This is a genomic window from Klebsiella sp. HMSC09D12 (genome assembly GCF_001808475.1).
Lineage (GTDB): Bacteria > Pseudomonadota > Gammaproteobacteria > Enterobacterales > Enterobacteriaceae > Klebsiella > Klebsiella oxytoca.
Genome location: NZ_KV793508.1, coordinates 1 through 21,097, shown reverse-complemented (window position 1 = coordinate 21,097; position 21,097 = coordinate 1). Strand labels below are relative to the sequence as shown.

Sequence of the window (21,097 nt, the reverse complement as noted above, 5' to 3'; positions counted from 1 at the left end):
AGGATACCCATATGATAGTGACGATTTTGCGTCAGCAGCCGCGCGCAGCGGCGCTGGTGCTGGCATTAATTGCCGCCAATTTGCTGGCCTGGGGCTGGGCGTTTGCGGCGTTCGGCGGCAGCGGCGCGCTGATGGCCGCCAGCTTGCTGGCCTGGGGATATGGTCTGCGCCACGCGGTGGACGCCGACCATATCGCGGCGATCGACAACGTGACCCGCAAAATGATGCAGCAGGGGAAGCGGCCTTTTGCCGTTGGCGCGTGGTTTTCTCTGGGACACTCGTCGATTGTGGTGCTGGCTTCGGCGGCGATTGCCGCGACCGCCACCGCGTTTGGCCAGCAGATGAGCTGGTTTCACGAGACCGGCAGCGTTATCGGCACCGCCGTATCGGCGCTATTCCTGCTGGTGATGGCTCTTATCAACCTGGTCATTTTGCGCAGCGTCTGGCGCAGCTTTCAGGCGTGGAAGCAGGGCGAAAAGGTGAGCGATGAGATTATGACCGGCGGCGGTATGATGAGCTGGCTGTTCGCGAAAACATTCCGCCTGATTAGCCGCAGCTGGCAGATGTATCTGGTGGGCTTTCTGTTTGGCCTCGGCTTTGATACGGCGACGGAGGTCGGCGTGCTGGGGATCTCCGCCGCCAGCGCGTCGAGCGGGGTATCGATTTGGTCGATTATGGTTTTTCCGGCGCTGTTCGCCAGCGGAATGGCGCTGGTGGATACGCTTGATAACGTGCTGATGGTCGGCGCCTACGGCTGGGCGTTCAGCAAGCCGCAGCGCAAGCTCTATTACAATATGACTATTACCGGCACCTCGGTGGTGGTGGCGCTATTTATCGGCGGCCTGGAGGCGCTGGGGCTGTTGATGGATAAGTTCTCTCTGAGCGGCGGCGTCTGGCGCTGGGTCGGCGCATTGAACGACCATCTCGGCGACGCCGGTTTTGCAGTGGTCGGGCTGTTCGTGGCCTGCTGGGTGCTGTCGGTGCTCAACTACCGCTGGCGCGGGTACGATAATCTGGCGCGGTAGGTTGGGCTTTCCCCGGCTTGCGCTGCGCTTAGCTGGGCTACAGGTTAACAGCCGTCTGCTGGCGGTAGCCCGGACAGATGCGCAAGCATCGCCTCCGGGAAATTATGCCACTCTGCGCGCTGCTCCCGGGGACGGCGCAAGGCGCCTGCCCGGGCTACTGCCGTCTGAGATCCGGTAGCCCGGGTAAGGCGTTTACGCCGCGCCTCGGGAATAACCTCATTTCATCAAGGTTAACTCACCAGCTGCCTGAGCAGGGCAAAAGCATCTTTCATGCGATCTTCGCTAACCACAAACGCGCGCAGCCGGTTTTCGGCGTCAACGCCTTTCGCGACCAGGCCATCTTTGGCGGCAACGATATTCCACGTCAGATCCTCACGCCGGGTATCGCCCGCCAGATGCAGCGGTAAATCCGGCGTTTTGACCTTCACCAGCATCGGCGGCAGCTTGAGCTCGCCCTGCTGGGCCAACAGGTTTTTACCCAGACACATGGCGCTTAGCAGAATCGGCTGCAGAAAAGGCAGGACCATGCCGTTGATTTCCGCGCAATCGCCAAGGGCGTAAATCGCCGGATGGCTGGTTTGCAGCTGGCTGTTCACTACCACGCCACGGTGCGTCTTCAACCCCGCATGCCGCGCCAGCGCCGTTTCCGGGCGCAAACCGGCGGCCGCCACTACCGCATCCACCATCACCGTACGCTGGCGGTCGAGGGTGACGCGAATCCCGTCAGTGCTCTGCTCCAGGCTTTCCAGCTGGGTCTTCAGCATCAGATGCACGCCCATGTCGGTCAGACGATGCTGCAGTCGACTGCTGGCTTCCGGCGGCATCAGCGCCGACAGCACGCTGGCGGAGTTATCCACGACCGTCACCGCTTTGCCGGCGCGGCAGAAATCCATCGCCAGCTCGCAGCCAATCAGACCGCCGCCAACGATCAGCACCCTTTTTGCATCGCGCAGTTGGCTTTGCGCCGCGCCGTATTCTCGCTGGCTATTCAGTGTCAGCATCAGCTCGCGGCCCGGCACCGGCGGGATAAACGGCGTCGCGCCGGTGGCCAGTACCAGTTTGTCATAGCGCCACTCGCGGTCCTGGCTCTTCACCCGCTGATTATCAGCGTCGATATCGCTGACCCAGGTATGCGGAAACAGGCGCAGATTGTACTGCTCGGCAAACTCACCCGCCGTTTGCAGGGTCAGGTCGTCGGCGTTCTGCCCGCGGCTGACCACATGGCTGAGATCCGGCTTGTTGTACTCATCCATACTGTCGGCGGCAATCAGGGTCAGCGGGATGTTCGGGTCCTGCTTGCGGATATTTTTCACCAGCTGACGGGCCGCGAAGCCCGAGCCGATGATGACGATGCCATCACTCATTTTGCCTCCGATGCCAGAACATCAAACACATCTTTACCCAGTGAACACTCAGGACAGAGGAAGTTATCCGGCACATCGCTCCACGGTGTACCCGGCTGGACGTCCTGGTTCGGCTCGCCTTGTTCCGGGTCGTAAATCCACTGGCAAACGCTGCACTGCATTTTCGGGCCGAGATCGGCAGTGGCTGCTGCTGCGCAGGACGTTGCTTCTGGCGCAGCTTTGGCCTCACTGGTGACCGGCAGCGGGGAGAGTGCCCACTGGCGGGCGATTTCGCGACCGTGTTCACGGCACAGCTCCAGCGCGTCGAGATCCGGACGCCATTTGGCCTTCAGGCTCAGGGACATTTCAAAGCCCGCATCCTGTAAACGCGTGGACAGGCGATCAACCGCGCCGCCGCTCCAGCCGTGGGAGCCGAAGGCGCTGGCGTGCTTATTGCGAAAACGCAGGCCGGTCATCTCCTCCACCAGCCCGGCGATTTTCGGCATCATCACGTTATTCATGGTTGAGGTGCCGACCAGCACGCCTTTCGAGCGGAACACGTTGGTCAGAATGTCGTTTTTATCGCTGCGGGCGACGTTGAAGATTTTCACCGCCACGCGCGGATCCACGTCGGTAATGCCCTGAGCGATCGCATCGGCCATCATGCGGGTATTGTTGGACATGGTATCGTAGAAAATCGTGATGCGGTCTTCCTGATAATCCGCCGCCCACTCGAGATATTTTTCGACGATTTGCGTCGGATTATCGCGCCAGACCACGCCGTGGGAGGTGGCAATCATATCTACCGGCAGGTTAAAGCCGAGGATTTCGGTAATTTTCGGCGTCACCAGACGGCTGAACGGGGTCAGAATGTTGGCGTAGTAGCGCTGGCACTGCTCATAAAGCTCAACCTGGTCAACTTCATCATTAAACAGATGTTCATCGCAGTAGTGCTGGCCGAAGGCGTCGTTGCTGAACAGCACCGCGTCGCCGGTCATGTAGGTCATCATGCTATCCGGCCAGTGCAGCATCGGGGTTTCGACGAAAATCAGCTGCTTGCCGTTGCCGATATCCAGGCTGTCGCCGGTTTTCACCACGTTGAAATTCCACTCCGGGTGATGATGGTGTCCGGTGATGGAGTCGATGGCGTTGGCGGTGCAGTAAATCGGCGTGTCCGGAATTTGCGTCATCAGTTCGGTGAGCGCGCCGGCATGGTCCTCTTCCGCGTGGTTGATAATGATGTAATCGATATCGGCGAGATCGATTTCGCCGCGCAGATTTTGCACGAATTCACGGCTGAATTTATGATCGACGGTATCGATCAGCACATTTTTTTCTTCCCGGATAAGATAGCTGTTGTAGCTGCTGCCGCGCAGCGTTTTGTATTCCGTCCCGTGGAAATCACGCACTTCCCAGTCGCGTTGGCCAACCCAATGAATGTTATTTTTAACCAGAATAGACATAGCAACCTCAATTAATTCAGCATTGTTCAAATAGGATGTTTTGCTTATATCAAGTTGCGTGCCAACTTTTTAATTTATTGAATTTAATGGTTTTTATATTTTTATTAAAATTCATTGATGTCAAAATGACAATGGTTAAAATAGTCTATATGACTATGTTAAATGTCAAAATGACTATGAGGCGAACATGAGTTTCTCCGTCGAGGCCCTGGCGAAAATCGCCATTGATTTACAAAGCGATCTCGGCCATGCCGACCGTTTCTCGCGTTTGATTACCACCCTGCGGCAGATACTCGGCTGCGATGCCTCGGCGTTGCTGCGCTATGAGGCGCACCAGTTTGTGCCGCTGGCGATTGATGGCCTGGCCCAGGACGTGCTTGGCCGACGCTTTGCCCTTGAAGGCCACCCGCGGCTGGAGGCGATTGCCCGGGCGGGGGACGTGGTGCGGTTCCCGGCGGACAGCGATTTGCCGGACCCTTACGATGGGCTGATCCCCGGTCAGGAGAGCCTGAAGGTGCACGCCTGCGTCGGCCTGCCGCTGTTTGCCGGACAAACCCTGATCGGCGCGCTCACCCTCGACGGGATGGATGCGGACCGTTTTGACAGCTTTAGCGACGAGGAGCTGCGCCTGATAGCCGCTCTGGTCGCCGGAGCGCTCAATAACGCGCTGCTGATCGCCAGGCTGGAGAATCAAAACGTGCTGCCGGAACAGGCTATCGCGTATCCGGTATCCGAACGTCAGGAGATCATTGGCCTGTCGGCGCCGATGCTGCAGTTGAAGAAGGAGATCGACATCGTCGCGGCCTCTGACTTAAACGTGCTGATTAGCGGCGAGACCGGCACCGGCAAAGAGCTGGTGGCGAAAGCGGTGCATCAGGGGTCGCCGAGGGCGGCCAATCCGCTGGTCTATCTCAACTGCGCGGCCCTGCCGGAGAGCGTGGCGGAGAGCGAACTGTTTGGCCACGTCAAAGGGGCATTTACCGGGGCGATCAGCAACCGCAGCGGTAAGTTTGAAATGGCAGATAACGGAACGCTATTTCTCGATGAAATTGGCGAGCTTTCGCTGGCGCTCCAGGCCAAGCTGCTACGGGTACTGCAGTATGGCGATATTCAGCGCGTCGGCGACGACCGCAGCCTGCGGGTCGATGTGCGGGTGCTGGCGGCCACTAACCGCGATCTGCGTCAGGAGGTCGTGGAGGGGCGTTTTCGCGCCGATTTGTATCATCGGCTGAGCGTGTTTCCGCTGTCGGTTCCGGCGCTGCGCGAGCGGGACAATGACGTGGTGCTGCTGGCCGGTTATTTTTGCGAACAGTGCCGTGTGCGCATGGGGCTGGCGCAGGTGATTTTAAGCGAGGCGACACGCGGCAGGCTGCTTGCGTGGGCATGGCCGGGCAACGTGCGCGAGCTGGAGCACGCTATTCATCGGGCGGTGGTACTGGCGCGGGCGACGCAGGCGGGTAATGAAGTGGTGCTGGAGCCGCAGCATTTCCAGTTTGCCGAGGAAACGCCGGCCTTGCCGACCGTTACCCCGCAGCCGTCGGTGGGAGCGGTAAGCCTGCGCGAGGCGACAGAGGCGTTTCAGCGCGAAGCGATCGCCAGAGCGCTGGCGGATAACCGTCGAAACTGGGCCGCAGCCGCCCGCGCGCTGGAGCTCGACGTCGCCAACCTGCACCGGCTGGCGAAACGTCTGGGGCTTAAAGGATCCCGGCCTGATAAAAGTTCTGCAGGTTAATCGCGCCGACCAGCTGGCCGTTTTCATCCACTACCGGAGCGGCGCTGATTTTGTGCTTCATCAGGCGCTCCTTGGCTTCTATCGCGCGGCTTTCCGCTTGCAGAGTGACGCCGTTGCGGGTCATTGCCTGGCTGACGATATCCTGTAAGCTGCCGCCGCCCACCAGCCAGCGGCGCAGGTCGCCATCGGTAAAGACGCCCTGCACGTGATTGCGTTCATCGCAAACCGCCACCAGCCCCAGGCCGGTGCGGCTGAGTTCGAGCATCGCGTCCATGACGCTGGTGTCGTTAGCGACGCGCGGCACGTCGCCATCGCGGCGCATCAGATGATGGACTTTGTTCAGCAGCCGCGCGCCCAGCGCGCCCGCCGGGTGCGAACGGGCGAAATCTTCTTCGTTAAAGCCGCGGGCCTGCATGACCGCCATGGCCAGCGCGTCGCCGAGCATCAGGGTATTGACGGTGCTGGAGGTGGGCGCGAGGTGCATCGGGCAGGCTTCGCGCTCTACGGCGATATCGAGCACCGCTTTGGCCGCCAGCGCCAGCGGTGAAGTGGATTTACCGGTCATCGCCAGCAGCGGAATGGATTTTTCTTCCAGGCGCGGAACGATAAGATCCAGCTCTTTGGCGCTGCCGGAGTAAGAGATAAACAGCATCACGTCGCGGCTGTCGAGCATTCCGAGGTCGCCGTGCAGCGCTTCCGCCGGGTGAACAAAAAATGCCGGGGTGCCGGTGCTGGCGAAGGTGGCGGCCAGCTTTTTACCAATATGACCCGATTTACCGATACCGGAGACGACCAGTTTGCCCTCGCAGTGGATGATGGTTTCCGCCGCGCGGATGAAGTCGTCGCCCAGGCGTTCAGGCAGGCGGCTCGCCTCCTGAAGCTCCAGCATCAGGGTCTGGCGTCCGGCTTCTAACAGAAAGTTACTCATGATGTTCTCCAGTAATAATGACTTCGATGCCTTTGTCTTCCAGCGCCCGCTTAAATTCCGGGCTGATATCGGCATCGGTAATCAGTTTGTCCACGCTCTCCAGGCCGCAGACGATATTGGGACTTTTGCGGCCAAACTTCGACGAGTCGGCCATCAGGATAACTTCGCGGGCGGCATTGCACATCGCTTTGCTGACCGTATAAACCTCATTAAAGGTGGTGACGCCGGCGATTAAATCAATGCCGTCGGTGCCCATAAACAGTCGATCGAAGCTGAAGTGTTCGAAGGCGTTTTCCGCCAACTGGCCGTGAAAGGAGGCCGATTTTTTGCGAAACGTGCCGCCCGGCATCAGGATGGTTTGTTCGTTATCCAGTTCAGAGAGGGCGTTGACGATATGCAGGCTGTTGGTCATAACGGTAATGTTATTGAAGCGGCTGAGCATCGGTACCATTTGCAGCACCGTACTGCCGGCGTCAAGAATGATCGAGTCGCCATCGTGAATGAAGCTGACGGCGGCTTCGGCAATCCGCTCTTTTTTATGGGTGTTAATCAGCGTTTTGTGGTCGATGGGCGGATCGGCCTCGTCTTTATTTAACACCACGCCGCCGTAAGTACGGATAACGGTACCGGCATTCTCAAGGATCACCAGATCCTTACGGATGGTGGTACCGGTGGTGTCGAAGTGTTGCGCCAGCTCTTCGACCGAGCATTTGCCCTGCGATTGCAGGTGCTCGAGAATGGCTGCCTGGCGCTGACGTGGTTTCATAAGCGTTGTATCCTGCGTTTAAAGTTTCGAAATGATAATTTCGCAAGATATTAACGTTCACAACGAAATTATCCATGTTTCGGATTAAGCGCTAATGATAGTGCATTCTGACAAAGCGGATCATTGGGAAAGATCACATCAGGCTGCAATTCCTTAAGATGTTTACCGGTCAGGACGGGGATTTTTTGCGGCCTGGCGAAGACGGTGAGGCCTTTCATTAGCAGCGTATCGCAAATGCGGTCGTTTTCGTCGACGGCGATGGCGACGACGGCGCGCGGCTTGAACCGCCCCGAGGAACGGCCGACGCCGACGCGTCCCTGCTGGCACAGCCGATCGAACGCGCGATTGAACTGCCTGATTTGCCAGCCGCCAAAGGCGAGCTGGGTTATCCAGGCGATGGCGGCGACGGTGATAAGTGCGGTAACCATAAAGTCTCCTTAAGGCGTGTGCGATATTTCCCGGAGGCGGCGCGTTGCGCCTGTCCGGGCTACCAGACAGCCGCATAGCCGGTAGCCCGGACAGATGCGCAGCATCGCCTCCGGGGAAACAGTGCGCAACGTTTTAAAACATCACCTGCCCGCCGGTGACGTTGATGGACTGCCCGGTACAGTATGAAGCCTGCGGGCTGGCGTAAAACATCAGCACGTTAAGTACGTCCTGGTAATCGCAGCCGCGCTTTAGCGGGACTTTATCGATGTAATACTGCTCGACCTGCTCCTCTGGGATCCCCAGCTTGGTGGCGTACTGCGGCAGCAGCGACTGGAACATCGGCGACTTCAGCAGGTTGCCGAGCATCAGGGAGTGCACGGTAATACCGTACTCCGCGAGGTCCAGCGCCAGCGACTGCGTCAGACCCACGCCGCCGAACTTCGCCGCGCTATAGCCGGAGTTATGTTTGCTGCCCACTTTGCCGGATTTAGAGTTAATCTGGATGATGCGACCTTTAATGCCGTCGCGGATCATCAGGCGGGAAAACTCGCGGGCGCAGAGGAAGTAGCCCACCAGATTCACCTGCAGAGAACGGTCGAAATCCCCCAGCGCGAAATCGCTAATAAAGGCCGCTTTAGCGATCCCGGCGCTATAGACCAGCAGATCGACGCGGGAAAATATTTCATCCACTCCGCGAGCAAGAGCAACCACGCTGGCTTCGCTGGTGGCGTCCGCGCCGAAGCCCCACGCAGTGCCTTCGCCATACTCCGCGTTGATGGCCTGGGCGACGCGGGTCGCTTTATCGCTCTGAATATCGACTACCGCCACGCGATAGCCTTCTGCGGCAAGCCCGCGGCACAAAAACTCTCCTAAGGTTTGTCCCCCACCGATGACAACAGCAACCTGATTCATAATTTTCTCCTTACAACTTAAGCAACAAATTTCAGTACGCAGCCGGTGGTGATGCCTTCCGGCACCGGGCCCGCCACGTGTACGGTCCCGGGGAATTCCGCTTCGCGGTGACCATCAAAGCGCAGCGTGATATGGCCCAGCTCGCACAGGTTCTGCTCGGCGACATCGCCGACGGCGGTGACTGGGTAGCGCAGCTCGCCAAGCTGTAGCTCCGCGCCCGGCACCAGCTTGCCGGACAACTCGCCGTGATTGTGAATAAAGCAGTACTCTTCGATATCGGCCGGGGCGCCTTCGCGGAAGGTGATCAGCATCTGCTCCTCCAGCGCCATCGTCGCGCTGGCGCCGATATGGGTAATGGTGGTCTGGTAAATCACGGTCATCTTTAGGCACCTCTTATTGATAAATAAATCCGGAAACGAACCAGGCGATCAGCACCGTTGGCGCGCCGGTCAGGAAGCGGCTCACCAGAACCGACGGTACGCCAACGCGCACCGTATCCTGGCGAGCTTCCGCCAGCGACAGGCCAACCGGGATAAAGTCGCAGGCGGCCTGGGCGTTGATGGCGAACAGCGCGGGCAGGGCGAGATGCGGCGGAATATTGCCGAGGCCAATCTGCACGCCAATCAGCACGCCGATAACCTGGGCGATGACCGCGCCGGGGCCGAGAAACGGCGACAGCAGCGGGAAAGAGCAGATCAGCGCCAGGGTGACGAGGCCCAGCGGATGGCTGGCGAGCGGCGCCAGGCCATGGGCTACCCAATCGCCGATGCCGGAGGCCATGATGATGCCGATCAGCGCCGCGACGAAGGCCATAAACGGCAGAATGGTTTTCAACACCGTATCGATGGTGTCGCGCCCGGCCTGGAACAGCACCGCCACGACGGAACCCATCCCCATGCCGACTTTGGCCAGCAGGCCGTCGCTCTGCTCGGTGATTTTCTTGCTGGTGTCATAGTCGCGGACCGCCGGCTGGGCTGGCGCGGCCTGCGGGGCCGGGGAGGGGCCATCTTCCAGGACGAAAATGTTCTCTTCTTTGACGCCGGAAACGTAAATATCTTCGACGATATACTGCGCCAGCGGACCCGATTTGCCGGTCGCGTGAATATTAATGGTCGGGATGCGGCGCTTCGGGTAGATACCGCAGCGCAGGGTGCCGCCGCAGTCGATAATCGCCACGCCGATTTCCGCTTCCGGCGGCTCACCCTCTTTGAAACCATCGACCGCCTGCCAGCCGGTGAGGCGGGCAATTTTATCGACGATCGCCGGACGGGTGCCCGCGGTGATATAGACAATTTTTTTACCGGCAACGGCGTCCAGTTCGAGCGGTCCGCCCCAGCCGCCGGTGCCTTTTTCAATGCGAATACGGGTCATGATGTCGCTCCTGACAGGTGGACTTTCTGCTCAAGCTGGATGGCCATTTTTTTCTCAAAAATCGACGTGGTCAGATCGGTTACCCAGCCGCGGAAGAAGTTCGTCACCAGACCCACCAGCAAATAGCTCACCGCCAGCGGCCCTAACGGCAGGCCGAGGGTGGTCAGCCCGTTGGCGATCCCCAGATAGACGAACAGTTCGCCGGGGTTGATATGCGGAAACAGGCCGTTCATTGAGTGGCAGCTGTAGGAGGCCGCCGCGTAGTAGCTCGGTTTGTATTTCTCGGGCATAAAGCGCCCAAGGCTCAGGGTCATCGGGTTACAGAAAACGAAGGTGCCGATGCAGGGCAGCAGCAGGTAGCGCGAGATCGGATTACCGGCGCAGCGCTGCGCCAGCTTTTCGATCCGCTGCTGACCGATAAAGTTGATAAGCGCATTCATGATCACCAGCAGGCTGATCAGCAAAGGCAGGATCCCGGTGACCATTCCGGTGAATACCTCGCCTCCCTTCTGAAACAGGCCGATAAACCACTCGGCGCCGTGGGTAACGACTTCAATCATTGTTCTCTCCTTCAGCGTGTTATTTTTCTTGCTAACTGACGGCTAATTTTAATCATTTTAAAAGGTTTAAAAGTGTTAAACTGATCGCAAAATGAAAGATAAATATTTTATTTTGAAAGTTTATAGCTGAAGTGAAAGAAAGATCCGGCGAGGCATAAGCAAAAACGGCAAGAAAAAAGAATTTACATCGTCGCCGCTTCCTTGTGAGCGGGCGCATGCTTTACCATAATTATCCCTTGCCGATTTGTTGAATGGATGTCCCATGTTGAAGCGTCGTTATCTGGCTTTACTCCCTCTTTGCGTTCTACTCGCTGCCTGCAGCAGCAAACCTCAAACCCCCGCGGAAAAGGAAATGGCGGGCGGCACGGGCGGTTTTTTACTTGAGCCGCAGCATAACGTGATGCAGATGAGCGGTGATTTCGCGAATAACCCGGCGGCGGAGCAGTTCATCGACAAGATGGTGAGCAAGCACGGCTTTGACCGACAGCAGCTGCATGAGATCCTCTCGCAGGCTAAACGTCTGGACTATGTTCTGCGTCTGATGGACCGCCAGGCGCCGACCGGGCTGCCGCCGTCAGGGCCAAACGGCGCCTGGCTGCGCTATAAAAAACAGTTTATTACCCCGGATAACGTGCAGAACGGCGTGGCGTTCTGGAACCAGTATCAGGATGCGCTCAACCGCGCGTACCAGGTTTACGGCGTGCCGCCGGAAATTATCGTCGGGATTATTGGCGTTGAGACCCGCTGGGGCAGGGTGATGGGTAAGACCCGTATCCTCGATGCGCTGGCGACGCTGTCGTTTAACTATCCGCGCCGCGCCGAATACTTCTCCGGCGAGCTGGAAACGTTCCTGCTGATGGCGCGCAGCGAACAGGATGACCCGCTCGATCTGAAAGGCTCCTTCGCCGGGGCAATGGGCTATGGTCAGTTTATGCCCTCTTCTTATAAGCAGTATGCCGTGGACTTTAACGGCGACGGGCATATCAATCTGTGGGATCCGGTCGATGCCATCGGCAGCGTGGCGAATTACTTCAAGCAGCACGGTTGGGTGAGCGGCGATCTGGTCGCGGTACAGGCGCTGGGCCAGGCGCCTGGCCTGAACAATGGGTTTAAAACTAAATACAGCGTCTCGCAGCTGGCGGCGGCAGGATTAACCCCGACCCAGCCGCTGGGTAACCATCAGCAGGCGAGCCTGCTGCGTCTGGATGTCGGTACCGGCTATCAGTACTGGTACGGCCTGCCGAACTTCTACACTATCACCCGCTATAACCACAGCACCCATTACGCGATGGCCGTCTGGCAGCTGGGCCTGGCGGTTTCTCAGGCCCGGATGCAGTAATCCCGCCTTCTGCGCTCCTCTCCGTCTGGAGAGGAGTCTGTAACATTTTGCAGCATTTCCTTTTGTTGACGCCAATTTACAATCTACGCTTCTTTTAATATTGTTATGTTATAACGTTTTATTGGGGCGTAAACATTGACTTCCTTATTGATGACTTCAGGCATCGCCCGGCTGACGATGGCCTGCGTAGTGCTGGCCGCGCTGTGGCTGGCAACCTGGTGGGCGGTATCCCTGCCATGATTAAGCTCGACCACCTGGTGGCTGGCTATGAAGGGCTGGCGATCACACCGTCCCTTAGCGGCACGATTGCAACGGGGAGTATGACGGCGATTGTCGGCCTTAATGGCTGTGGGAAGTCGACGCTGCTCAAGACGCTGGCCGGCTTTATTCCACCGGTTAGCGGCCGTCTGAACTGGTGCGGTGAACGACCCGTTATCGGCTGGCTGGCGCAGCGTCATGCCCTGGAGTCGCAGTTTCCGTTGACGGTGCAGGATGTGGTCAGCCAGGGGGCCTGGCCCCGGGTATCGCTGTTGCGCGGGCTTAGGGGAGAGGGGCGTCAGCGTATCGTCGCATCCTTAGAGCGGGTGGGACTGTTAACGATGGCGAAAACGCCGATTGAGGCGCTCTCCGGCGGCCAGTTTCAGCGCATGCTCTTCGCAAGGGTCATGGTGCAACGCGCGCCGCTGGTAATGCTTGACGAACCGTTTACCGGCATCGACGAAGCGACCTGTCGTGAGCTGATGGCGCTGATCCTCGAAATGCACCAGCAGGGACAGACGATTCTGGCGGTGCTGCACGATAACCAACGGGTCGCCGACTATTTCCCGGAAACGCTGCTGCTAACGTCGCAGCACGCCCGCTGGGGCTGTACGCCTGATGTACTGCCCGCCTTTCACTCCGCGAGGCTGGCATGATCTGGCACACCTTTATTCAACCCTTTATCGAGTTTGGCTTTATGCGCCGCGCGCTGGTGGTGTGCCTGGCGCTCTCCCTGAGCACTACGATGCTCGGCGTTTTCTTACTTTTACGTCGCATGAGCCTGATGGGCGATGCGCTCTCGCATGCGATTTTGCCCGGCGTGGCGGCGGGCTACCTGCTTAACGGGATGTCGCTGCTGGCGATGACCGTCGGTGGTTTTATTGCCGGCATTGCGGTGGCGCTGGTGGCGGGATGGGTCAGCCGACGCACGCCTTTAAAAGAGGATGCCAGCTTCGCCGGGTTTTATCTCGGCTCCCTGGCGCTGGGCGTTACGCTGGTCTCGCTGCGCGGTTCTAACGTCGACCTGCTGCATCTGCTGTTTGGCTCGATTCTGGCGGTAGACCGCGATTCGGCGCTGTTTGTCTCCGCCGTTGCCAGCCTGACCCTGATTTGCATCGCGTTGTTTTATCGCGGCCTGGTCAGTGAAGCCTTCGATAGCGTCTGGCTTCAGGTGAACTCGCGAAGATTGCCGGCGCTGCTCCACGGCCTGTTTCTCGCCCTGCTGGTGCTCAACCTGGTGGCCGGGTTTCAGGTTCTCGGCACGCTGATGGCGGTAGGCGTCATGATGCTGCCTGCCGTCGCGGCGCGCTGCTGGGCGCGAACGCTGCCGGGCATTCTGCTGCTGGCGGCGTCGATCGGCAGTTTTTGCGCGTGGATGGGGCTGAGCCTGTCGTGGGCGGCGAATTTGCCTGCCGGACCCGCGATCGTGCTGACCGCCAGCGGCATCTTTTTTGTATCGGTATTTTTTGGCACGCGCAGCCGGCTGGTTGTCGGCTGGCGTAAATTAATGGGGTAAGGAAAATGAAGCAACGTACCGGGATATGGCTGGCGCTGGCGCTGGGGCTCGCATCGCACGGGGTGATGGCGAAAACGCTGAATGTCGTGAGTAGTTTTTCCGTTTTAGGCGATATGGTGCAGCAGATTGGCGGCGAACACGTGCATGTCAACACGCTGGTGGGGCCGGATGGCGATCCGCATACCTTTGAGCCTTCGCCGAAAGATAGCGCGCTGCTGAGTAAAGCGGATGTCGTGGTGGTCAACGGTCTGGGGCTGGAAGGCTGGCTGGACCGCTTAATTAAGGCATCCGGTTTCAAAGGTGAGCTGGTGGTAGCTTCCCGCGGAGTCAAAACTCACACGCTTGAAGAAGATGGCGCAACGGTAACCGATCCGCATGCGTGGAACAGCGCCGCCAACGGCGCCCTGTATGCGCAGAATATCCTTAACGGCCTGGTAAAAGCGGACCCGGATGATAAGGCTGCGCTGGAGATTTCCGGTCAGCGCTATATCAGCCAGCTCAACGATATCGATCGCTGGGCAAAAAGCCAGTTCAGCGCCATTGCGCTGGAGAAACGCAAAGTGCTCACCAGCCATGACGCTTTCGGCTATTTTGGCCGCGCCTATGGTGTGACCTTCCTCGCGCCGCAGGGATTATCGTCGGAGAGTGAAGCCAGCGCGGCGCAGGTAGCGGCTTTAATTCAACAAATTAAAGCCGACGGCGTGCATACCTGGTTTATGGAAAACCAGCTCGACCCAAGGCTGGTCAAGCAGATCGCCAGCGCAACGGGCGCGCAGCCGGGCGGTGAACTCTATCCTGAAGCGCTCTCTAAACCCGGCGGCGTGGCGGACAGTTATGTGAAAATGCTGCGTCACAACGTCGAGCTGATTGCGGCCAGTATGCGATAGTTTCTGCCGGCCCGCAGGGGGCCGGTTTTTATCCGGGCTGCCCGGTGAGTATCTGCTTGATTCTTTTGCTTAAAGTAAATCCATAGATCACGCAGCCGACGCCCAATAAGAGCTGCACGCCTTCACACAGGGGATTGAAGGAGCGGGTGAAAATATGCAGAAGCGCGGTGAACAGTGAAAATAAGCCGCATAAGAACAGGCAAAGGCGCACCTGACGGATTTTTTGCAGACTCTGCTCTGCGGTAAAGGGGGCTTTGGCCATTCCAGATAACCTCGAATTTAACTCTTCCTTTAATGTGCGGTGAATTGTGACACCGGTGACATCAGGCTGCTATCCGAAAGTGCTGCGACAGCGTGGGCGATGATTTTCGCAAGCCTCCTCGTAAATTCGCCACCCCGTCCCCATATCTTCGCTGGAAGTGCTATCTTTGATGGCCTGTTTATAGAGCTTACGTGGGGCGACGAATGACAGATTCGGAATTAATGCAGCTGAGCGAGCAGGTGGGGCAGGCGCTGAAAGCGCGCGGCGCGACGGTGACCACGGCGGAGTCCTGCACCGGCGGCTGGGTCGCCAAAACCCTGACCGATATTGCCGGCAGCTCGGCGTGGTTTGAGCGCGGTTTTGTGACTTACAGTAATGAAGCCAAGTCGCAGATGATTGGCGTCAGCGAAGCGACGCTGCTTGACCATGGCGCGGTGAGCGAACCGGTGGTCGTGGAGATGGCGATTGGCGCCCTGCGCGCGGCTCGCGCGGACTACGCGATTTCGGTCAGCGGCATCGCCGGGCCGGATGGCGGCAGCGCGGAAAAGCCGGTGGGCACCGTCTGGTTTGGCGTGGCGAGCGCCAGCGGACAGGGCGTAACCCAGCGCGAATGCTTTGCCGGAGACCGGGAGGCGGTGCGCCGCCAGGCCACGGCCTATGCGCTAAATCTCCTCTGGCAACAATTTCTACAAAATACTTGATACTGTATGACTATACAGTATAATTGCTTCAACAGAACAGAATTGACTACCCGGTTACACCCGGCATGAGAGGAGTAATAATGGCTATCGACGAAAACAAACAGAAAGCGTTGGCGGCAGCACTGGGCCAGATCGAAAAACAATTCGGTAAAGGCTCCATCATGCGCCTGGGTGAAGACCGCTCCATGGATGTGGAAACAATCTCCACCGGCTCGCTTTCCCTGGATATCGCCCTGGGCGCAGGCGGCCTGCCGATGGGCCGTATCGTCGAGATTTACGGGCCTGAATCTTCCGGTAAAACCACGCTGACGCTGCAGGTTATCGCCGCCGCGCAGCGTGAAGGTAAAACCTGTGCGTTTATCGATGCGGAACACGCGCTGGATCCGGTTTATGCTCGCAAGCTGGGCGTCGATATCGACAACCTGCTGTGCTCCCAGCCGGACACCGGCGAGCAGGCTCTGGAAATCTGTGACGCGCTGGCGCGTTCCGGTGCGGTAGACGTTATCGTCGTCGACTCCGTTGCGGCGCTGACGCCGAAAGCGGAAATCGAAGGTGAAATCGGCGACTCTCACATGGGCCTCGCGGCGCGTATGATGAGCCAGGCGATGCGTAAACTGGCGGGTAACCTGAAGCAGTCCAACACGCTGCTGATCTTTATCAACCAGATTCGTATGAAAATTGGCGTCATGTTCGGTAACCCGGAAACCACTACCGGTGGTAACGCGCTGAAATTCTACGCCTCCGTGCGTCTGGATATCCGCCGTATCGGTGCGGTGAAAGAGGGTGACAACGTTGTCGGCAGCGAAACCCGCGTTAAAGTGGTGAAAAACAAAATTGCCGCGCCGTTTAAACAGGCCGAATTCCAGATTCTCTACGGCGAAGGTATCAACTTCTTCGGTGAGCTGGTCGATCTCGGCGTGAAAGAGAAGCTGATTGAGAAAGCGGGCGCCTGGTACAGCTACAACGGCGATAAAATTGGTCAGGGTAAAGCGAACGCGATCTCCTGGCTGAAAGAGAACCCGGCTGCAGCAAAAGAGATCGAGAAGAAAGTTCGTGAACTGCTGCTGAGCAATCAGGACTCCACGCCGGACTTCGCGGTTGATGGCAACAGCGAAGCAGAAACCGAACAAGATTTCTGATATCGTCTGAACAGACTAACAAGGGGCCGCTTATGCGGCCCTTTTGCTTTTTTGATTAGCGAGGTTGCCCGTGACTGAAACTTCATCCCGCCGCTCTGACTATGCCCGTCTGCTGGATCGCGCGATTCGCATTCTGGCAATGCGCGACCATAGCGAACAGGAGCTCAGGCGCAAACTGGCTGCGCCAGTGATGAGCAAGAACGGCCCTGAAGCGCTAAACGTGACGCCGGAAGAGGTCGATAACGTTGTCGAATGGTGTATTGAGAACCGCTATCTGGACGACGATCGCTTTGTCGCCCAGTTTATTGCCAGCCGCAGCCGCAAGGGATACGGCCCGGCGCGCGTCCGCCAGGAGCTAAAGCAGAAGGGGATTTCCCGCGAGACGATAGAGTCAGCCATGCGTGACTGCGAAATCGACTGGGCACAGCTTGCTAAAGAGCAGGCGCAGAGAAAATATGGCGAACCCTTGCCCACCGTATTTGCAGAAAAAGTCAAAATTCAGCGCTTTTTGCTCTACCGCGGCTATCTGATGGAAGATATCCAGGAAATCTGGCGAAATTTTGCAGATTGACCCATCCGGGATTTTACTTCCCCGTAAAGAAAACTTATCTTATTCCCACTTTATTTTCGTGAGTAGCCTGCCGGTCGATACTGGGTAGTGGCTGCCAGCGACATTTCGTTAGCTTGATTTCAGGATAATTATGAGCAAGAGCACCGCTGAGATCCGTCAGGCGTTTCTCGACTTTTTCCATAGTAAAGGACATCAGGTAGTTGCGAGCAGCTCCCTGGTGCCGCATAACGACCCGACCCTGCTGTTTACCAACGCCGGGATGAACCAGTTCAAGGATGTTTTCCTTGGTCTCGACAAACGTAATTATTCGCGCGCAACCACCGCGCAGCGTTGCGTTCGTGCGGGTGGTAAGCACAACGATCTGGAAAACGTCGGTTACACCGCGCGTCACCACACCTTCTTTGAAATGCTGGGTAACTTCAGCTTCGGCGACTACTTCAAACAGGACGCTATCAAATACGCATGGGAACTGCTGACCGGTGAGAACTGGTTCGCCCTGCCGAAAGAAAAACTGTGGGTGACCGTCTACGAAACCGATGACGAGGCGTTCGACATCTGGGCAAATGAAGTTGGCGTACCGCGCGAGCGTATTATTCGCATCGGCGACAATAAAGGCGCGCCTTTTGCTTCCGATAACTTCTGGCAGATGGGCGACACCGGGCCGTGCGGTCCATGCACCGAAATCTTCTTCGACCATGGCGACCATATCTGGGGCGGCCCCCCGGGAACGCCGGAAGAAGACGGCGATCGCTATATTGAGATCTGGAATATCGTCTTTATGCAGTTCAACCGTCAGGCTGACGGGACAATGGAGCCGCTGCCTAAGCCGTCCGTGGATACCGGTATGGGCCTCGAACGTATTGCCGCCGTACTGCAGCACGTTAACTCCAACTACGATATCGATCTGTTCCGCGATCTGATTAAGAGCGTAGCTGACGTCACCGGCGCGACCGATCTCTCTAACAAGTCCCTGCGCGTTATCGCTGACCACATTCGTTCCTGCGCTTTCCTGATTGCTGATGGCGTTATCCCGTCGAATGAAAACCGCGGCTACGTGCTGCGCCGCATCATTCGTCGCGCAATCCGTCATGGCAACATGCTGGGTGCGAAGGAGACCTTCTTCTGGAAACTGGTCGCCCCGCTGATTGACGTGATGGGCTCCGCCGGCGAAGAGCTGAAACAGCAGCAGGCTCAGGTTGAGCAGGTGCTGAAAACTGAAGAAGAGCAGTTTGCCCGTACTCTCGAGCGCGGACTGGCGCTGCTGGATGAAGAGCTGGCTAAACTACAGGGCGACACGCTGGACGGCGAAACCGCTTTCCGCCTGTACGATACCTACGGTTTCCCGGTTGACCTGACCGCCGACGTTTGCCGCGAACGCAACATCAAGGTTGACGAAGCCGGCTTTGAAGCCGCAATGGAAGAGCAGCGCCGTCGCGCGCGCGAATCCAGCGGTTTTGGCGCGGACTACAACGCGATGATCCGCGTTGACGGCGCCTCTGAGTTTAAAGGCTATGACAGCCTGGAACTGAACGGCAAAGTGACTGCCCTGTTTATCGATGGTAAAGCGGTAAATGCGGTGAACGCCGGTCAGGAAGCCGTAGTGATCCTCGACCAGACGCCGTTCTACGCTGAATCCGGCGGCCAGGTGGGGGATAAAGGCGAGCTGAAGGGCGCCGGTTTCTCCTTCCAGGTCAGCGATACACAGAAATACGGTCAGGCAATTGGTCATATTGGTAAACTGAATGGCGGTTCGCTGAAGGTCGGCGACGCCGTACAGGCAGATGTGGATCAGGCTCGCCGCCAGCGTATCCGCCTGAACCACTCCGCGACGCACCTGATGCACGCGGCGCTGCGTCAGGTTCTCGGTACGCACGTTGCGCAGAAAGGCTCCCTGGTCAACGACAAAGCGCTGCGCTTCGACTTCTCGCATTTTGAGGCGATGAAGCCGGAGGAGATCCGCGCGGTTGAAGATCTGGTGAACGCGCAAATCCGTCGCAACCTGCCAATCGAAACCAATATCATGGATATTGACGCTGCTCGTGAATCAGGCGCAATGGCGCTGTTTGGCGAGAAGTATGACGATCGCGTTCGCGTGCTGCGAATGGGCGATTTTTCCACCGAGCTGTGCGGCGGAACTCACGCCTCGCGTACCGGTGATATCGGCCTGTTCCGCATCACCTCTGAGTCTGGCACCGCCGCAGGCGTGCGCCGTATCGAAGCGGTCACCGGCGAAGGCGCGATGGCGCTACTGCATGCGCAAAGCGATCTGCTGGGCGATATTGCGCAGCTGCTGAAAGGGGATACCCACAGCCTCGGCGAGAAGGTACGCGCCGCGCTGGAGCGTAGCCGTCAGCTGGAAAAAGAGCTGCAGCAGCTGAAAGAGCAGGCTGCCGCGCAGGAGAGCGCAAACCTCTCCAGCAAAGCCGAAGAGATTAACGGCGTTAAGCTGCTGGTCAGCGAGCTGGCCGGCGTTGAGCCGAAAATGCTGCGTACTATGGTTGACGATCTGAAAAATCAGCTGGGTTCAACGGTTGTTGTGTTAGCTACGGTCGCAGAAGGTAAGGTTTCTCTGATTGCGGGTGTGTCTAAGGATGTGACAGACCGCGTGAAAGCAGGGGAACTGGTTGGTATGGTCGCCCAGCAGGTGGGCGGTAAAGGGGGCGGTCGTCCGGATATGGCGCAGGCCGGCGGTACCGATGCGTCTGCTCTCCCTGCTGCGTTGGCCAGTGTGAAAGGCTGGGTAAGCGCAAAACTGTAATAACTATAATCGCATAGATGCTGTGGTTCTCGGACTACAGCATCTTGCGCGAGAAGCACTGATAACGATAAAGTCGGGTTGAAGTTGTGTATATCGGCTAAACTTAGGTTTAACAGAATGTGATGCCGTGACTGCTTACACCGTAGGGTGTTTGTCATCGCTTACTTTTTGGCGTTATATGATGGATAATGCCGGGATACGAGAGACCCGACTCTTTTAATCTTTCAAGGAGCAAAGAATGCTGATTCTGACTCGTCGAGTTGGTGAGACCCTCATGATTGGAGATGAGGTCACTGTGACAGTTTTAGGGGTGAAGGGTAACCAGGTTCGTATTGGCGTAAATGCCCCTAAAGAAGTCTCTGTGCATCGTGAAGAGATCTACCAGCGTATCCAGGCTGAAAAATCCCAGCAGTCCAGTTACTAAGGTTTTCGCGCCTCGCTGTTTGGTGAGGCGCATCCCTCCCAGGTTCGTTTTTTCCACTTTTCTTCTCCGACAGCCTCTCTTTTTTGTCGTTTACGCGGATTCCGCTCCCGTTATCTTTTGCGTTAGCAGCAGCAAAATCAGCAATTTCTTGTTGATAAAATACTCTTTTTGCCGTTTTCACAGGCTAATTGCGCGGGAAGTGTGCAAACGAAAAAAAGGTCTCGAAAAAAGGTTTGACTTATAAGTACCAGAAAGTAATATGTGCGCCATCGCAGCGACGAAGAGCAGAAACAAGTTCTTCGAAGCACTCGTAAGAGGCGTGTGGTGAGGTGGCCGAGAGGCTGAAGGCGCTCCCCTGCTAAGGGAGTATGCGGTCAAAAGCTGCATCCGGGGTTCGAATCCCCGCCTCACCGCCATTTTGCATCCGTAGCTCAGCTGGATAGAGTACTCGGCTACGAACCGAGCGGTCGGAGGTTCGAATCCTCCCGGATGCACCATATTCTCCATATCTTCAGCAACGAAGGTGTGGATGAGGTGGCGGTATTAGCCGCAAGCACCAGGGGGGATAACGTTGCTTTAGCAACGGCCCGAAGGGCGAGCCGCAAGGCAAGTCATCCTCCCGGATGCACCATCTTACTTGATACAGCTTTAGCAGCAGTATCAAAATCTGCAGTAAAGTAAGTTTCCCGATGCATCCGTAGCTCAGCTGGATA

Annotated in this window: 21 protein-coding genes and 2 tRNA genes; 13 read left to right on the top strand and 10 right to left on the bottom strand. The window is 57.6% G+C overall.

Features of this window, described 5'->3' with window-relative positions; genetic code table 11:
* Window positions 1–11: 11 nt before the first annotated feature.
* A complete protein-coding gene (locus tag HMPREF3178_RS26500; protein WP_004104831.1) occupies window positions 12–1,025 on the top strand; it encodes a HoxN/HupN/NixA family nickel/cobalt transporter in 1,014 nt (337 codons plus the stop codon).
* Between the two features lie 230 nt (window positions 1,026–1,255).
* Here HMPREF3178_RS26500 and norW read toward each other — a convergent pair whose 3' ends face one another.
* Window positions 1,256–2,389, bottom strand: coding sequence for an NADH:flavorubredoxin reductase NorW (norW, locus tag HMPREF3178_RS26495; protein ID WP_017145508.1), 1,134 nt, complete (start codon window positions 2,387–2,389; stop codon window positions 1,256–1,258).
* Window positions 2,386–3,831 (bottom strand): anaerobic nitric oxide reductase flavorubredoxin, encoded by a 1,446-nt coding sequence (norV, locus tag HMPREF3178_RS26490; RefSeq protein ID WP_004104829.1) that lies wholly within the window; start codon window positions 3,829–3,831, stop codon window positions 2,386–2,388. The genes norW and norV overlap by 4 nt, the downstream gene beginning before the upstream one ends.
* Window positions 3,832–4,018: 187 nt before the next feature.
* Here norV and norR point away from each other — a divergent pair, with 187 nt between their 5' ends.
* A complete protein-coding gene (gene norR / locus HMPREF3178_RS26485; protein WP_004104828.1) occupies window positions 4,019–5,563 on the top strand; it encodes a nitric oxide reductase transcriptional regulator NorR in 1,545 nt (514 codons plus the stop codon).
* Here norR and gutQ read toward each other — a convergent pair.
* From gutQ to srlA, 7 genes are all read right to left on the bottom strand, one after another.
* Window positions 5,526–6,491: an arabinose-5-phosphate isomerase GutQ gene (gene gutQ / locus HMPREF3178_RS26480; protein ID WP_004104827.1), complete on the bottom strand. Its 966-nt coding sequence runs from the start codon at window positions 6,489–6,491 to the stop codon at window positions 5,526–5,528. The two genes, norR and gutQ, sit on opposite strands and share 38 nt — an antisense overlap.
* Complete coding sequence (gene srlR / locus HMPREF3178_RS26475; protein WP_004104826.1) at window positions 6,484–7,257, bottom strand: glucitol operon DNA-binding transcriptional repressor SrlR; 774 nt, start codon at window positions 7,255–7,257, stop codon at window positions 6,484–6,486. Before srlR ends, gutQ begins: the two co-directional genes overlap by 8 nt.
* 68 nt (window positions 7,258–7,325) lie before the next feature.
* Window positions 7,326–7,685 (bottom strand): transcriptional regulator GutM, encoded by a 360-nt coding sequence (gene gutM / locus HMPREF3178_RS26470; protein ID WP_004114726.1) that lies wholly within the window; start codon window positions 7,683–7,685, stop codon window positions 7,326–7,328.
* A gap of 133 nt (window positions 7,686–7,818) precedes the next feature.
* Window positions 7,819–8,598 (bottom strand): sorbitol-6-phosphate dehydrogenase, encoded by a 780-nt coding sequence (gene srlD, locus HMPREF3178_RS26465; RefSeq protein ID WP_004104822.1) that lies wholly within the window; start codon window positions 8,596–8,598, stop codon window positions 7,819–7,821.
* A gap of 17 nt (window positions 8,599–8,615) precedes the next feature.
* Entirely contained in the window at window positions 8,616–8,978 is a 363-nt protein-coding gene (srlB, locus tag HMPREF3178_RS26460; RefSeq protein WP_004104820.1) for a PTS glucitol/sorbitol transporter subunit IIA, read from the bottom strand.
* A 13-nt stretch (window positions 8,979–8,991) separates the two neighbouring features.
* Window positions 8,992–9,969: a PTS glucitol/sorbitol transporter subunit IIB gene (locus HMPREF3178_RS26455; RefSeq protein WP_004104819.1), complete on the bottom strand. Its 978-nt coding sequence runs from the start codon at window positions 9,967–9,969 to the stop codon at window positions 8,992–8,994.
* Entirely contained in the window at window positions 9,966–10,529 is a 564-nt protein-coding gene (srlA, locus tag HMPREF3178_RS26450) for a PTS glucitol/sorbitol transporter subunit IIC (RefSeq protein ID WP_004104818.1), read from the bottom strand. Before srlA ends, HMPREF3178_RS26455 begins: the two co-directional genes overlap by 4 nt.
* Before the next feature lie 262 nt (window positions 10,530–10,791).
* On the opposite strand from srlA, the gene mltB reads away from it, so the two are divergent.
* The 4 genes from mltB to HMPREF3178_RS26430 all read left to right on the top strand — a co-directional run bounded on the left by mltB (window position 10,792) and on the right by HMPREF3178_RS26430 (window position 14,529).
* Window positions 10,792–11,868: a lytic murein transglycosylase B gene (gene mltB / locus HMPREF3178_RS26445; RefSeq protein WP_004104816.1), complete on the top strand. Its 1,077-nt coding sequence runs from the start codon at window positions 10,792–10,794 to the stop codon at window positions 11,866–11,868.
* 203 nt (window positions 11,869–12,071) lie between these two features.
* The gene (locus tag HMPREF3178_RS26440) at window positions 12,072–12,782 is read left to right on the top strand and encodes a metal ABC transporter ATP-binding protein (RefSeq protein WP_017145509.1); all 711 of its coding nucleotides are present in this window, start codon (window positions 12,072–12,074) and stop codon (window positions 12,780–12,782) included.
* Entirely contained in the window at window positions 12,779–13,642 is an 864-nt protein-coding gene (locus HMPREF3178_RS26435) for a metal ABC transporter permease (protein ID WP_004104814.1), read from the top strand. The genes HMPREF3178_RS26440 and HMPREF3178_RS26435 overlap by 4 nt, the downstream gene beginning before the upstream one ends.
* A gap of 5 nt (window positions 13,643–13,647) precedes the next feature.
* Window positions 13,648–14,529: a metal ABC transporter substrate-binding protein gene (locus HMPREF3178_RS26430; protein WP_017145510.1), complete on the top strand. Its 882-nt coding sequence runs from the start codon at window positions 13,648–13,650 to the stop codon at window positions 14,527–14,529.
* A 28-nt stretch (window positions 14,530–14,557) separates the two neighbouring features.
* Here HMPREF3178_RS26430 and HMPREF3178_RS26425 read toward each other — a convergent pair whose 3' ends face one another.
* Complete coding sequence (locus HMPREF3178_RS26425; RefSeq protein ID WP_004104812.1) at window positions 14,558–14,791, bottom strand: hypothetical protein; 234 nt, start codon at window positions 14,789–14,791, stop codon at window positions 14,558–14,560.
* A gap of 203 nt (window positions 14,792–14,994) precedes the next feature.
* On the opposite strand from HMPREF3178_RS26425, the gene pncC reads away from it, so the two are divergent.
* From pncC to HMPREF3178_RS26390, 7 genes are all read left to right on the top strand, one after another.
* On the top strand, window positions 14,995–15,492 hold the full coding sequence (gene pncC, locus HMPREF3178_RS26420) for a nicotinamide-nucleotide amidase (RefSeq protein WP_016809455.1): 498 nt from the start codon (window positions 14,995–14,997) through the stop codon (window positions 15,490–15,492).
* Window positions 15,493–15,572: 80 nt separating this feature from the next.
* Window positions 15,573–16,631 (top strand): recombinase RecA, encoded by a 1,059-nt coding sequence (recA, locus tag HMPREF3178_RS26415; protein WP_004104808.1) that lies wholly within the window; start codon window positions 15,573–15,575, stop codon window positions 16,629–16,631.
* Between the two features lie 70 nt (window positions 16,632–16,701).
* Complete coding sequence (recX, locus tag HMPREF3178_RS26410; RefSeq protein WP_004114721.1) at window positions 16,702–17,202, top strand: recombination regulator RecX; 501 nt, start codon at window positions 16,702–16,704, stop codon at window positions 17,200–17,202.
* 130 nt (window positions 17,203–17,332) lie between these two features.
* On the top strand, window positions 17,333–19,960 hold the full coding sequence (gene alaS, locus HMPREF3178_RS26405; RefSeq protein WP_004114720.1) for an alanine--tRNA ligase: 2,628 nt from the start codon (window positions 17,333–17,335) through the stop codon (window positions 19,958–19,960).
* 238 nt (window positions 19,961–20,198) lie between these two features.
* A complete protein-coding gene (csrA, locus tag HMPREF3178_RS26400; protein ID WP_000906486.1) occupies window positions 20,199–20,384 on the top strand; it encodes a carbon storage regulator CsrA in 186 nt (61 codons plus the stop codon).
* Window positions 20,385–20,707: 323 nt separating this feature from the next.
* Window positions 20,708–20,800, top strand: a tRNA-Ser gene (locus HMPREF3178_RS26395).
* Window positions 20,801–20,804: 4 nt separating this feature from the next.
* Window positions 20,805–20,881: transfer RNA gene (locus HMPREF3178_RS26390), tRNA-Arg, on the top strand.
* Window positions 20,882–21,097 lie beyond the last annotated feature (216 nt).

Excerpts from the sequence above, each read along its gene's own strand:
- HMPREF3178_RS26500 (WP_004104831.1), top strand. The coding sequence starts at position 12 with ATGATAGTGACGATTTTGCGTCAGCAGCCGCGCGCAGCGGCGCTGGTG.
- norW (WP_017145508.1), bottom strand. The coding sequence starts at position 2,389 with ATGAGTGATGGCATCGTCATCATCGGCTCGGGCTTCGCGGCCCGTCAG.
- norV (WP_004104829.1), bottom strand. The coding sequence starts at position 3,831 with ATGTCTATTCTGGTTAAAAATAACATTCATTGGGTTGGCCAACGCGAC.
- norR (WP_004104828.1), top strand. The coding sequence starts at position 4,019 with ATGAGTTTCTCCGTCGAGGCCCTGGCGAAAATCGCCATTGATTTACAA.
- gutQ (WP_004104827.1), bottom strand. The coding sequence starts at position 6,491 with ATGAGTAACTTTCTGTTAGAAGCCGGACGCCAGACCCTGATGCTGGAG.
- srlR (WP_004104826.1), bottom strand. The coding sequence starts at position 7,257 with ATGAAACCACGTCAGCGCCAGGCAGCCATTCTCGAGCACCTGCAATCG.
- gutM (WP_004114726.1), bottom strand. The coding sequence starts at position 7,685 with ATGGTTACCGCACTTATCACCGTCGCCGCCATCGCCTGGATAACCCAG.
- srlD (WP_004104822.1), bottom strand. The coding sequence starts at position 8,598 with ATGAATCAGGTTGCTGTTGTCATCGGTGGGGGACAAACCTTAGGAGAG.
- srlB (WP_004104820.1), bottom strand. The coding sequence starts at position 8,978 with ATGACCGTGATTTACCAGACCACCATTACCCATATCGGCGCCAGCGCG.
- HMPREF3178_RS26455 (WP_004104819.1), bottom strand. The coding sequence starts at position 9,969 with ATGACCCGTATTCGCATTGAAAAAGGCACCGGCGGCTGGGGCGGACCG.
- srlA (WP_004104818.1), bottom strand. The coding sequence starts at position 10,529 with ATGATTGAAGTCGTTACCCACGGCGCCGAGTGGTTTATCGGCCTGTTT.
- mltB (WP_004104816.1), top strand. The coding sequence starts at position 10,792 with ATGTTGAAGCGTCGTTATCTGGCTTTACTCCCTCTTTGCGTTCTACTC.
- HMPREF3178_RS26435 (WP_004104814.1), top strand. The coding sequence starts at position 12,779 with ATGATCTGGCACACCTTTATTCAACCCTTTATCGAGTTTGGCTTTATG.
- HMPREF3178_RS26430 (WP_017145510.1), top strand. The coding sequence starts at position 13,648 with ATGAAGCAACGTACCGGGATATGGCTGGCGCTGGCGCTGGGGCTCGCA.
- HMPREF3178_RS26425 (WP_004104812.1), bottom strand. The coding sequence starts at position 14,791 with ATGGCCAAAGCCCCCTTTACCGCAGAGCAGAGTCTGCAAAAAATCCGT.
- pncC (WP_016809455.1), top strand. The coding sequence starts at position 14,995 with ATGACAGATTCGGAATTAATGCAGCTGAGCGAGCAGGTGGGGCAGGCG.
- recA (WP_004104808.1), top strand. The coding sequence starts at position 15,573 with ATGGCTATCGACGAAAACAAACAGAAAGCGTTGGCGGCAGCACTGGGC.
- alaS (WP_004114720.1), top strand. The coding sequence starts at position 17,333 with ATGAGCAAGAGCACCGCTGAGATCCGTCAGGCGTTTCTCGACTTTTTC.
- csrA (WP_000906486.1), top strand. The coding sequence starts at position 20,199 with ATGCTGATTCTGACTCGTCGAGTTGGTGAGACCCTCATGATTGGAGAT.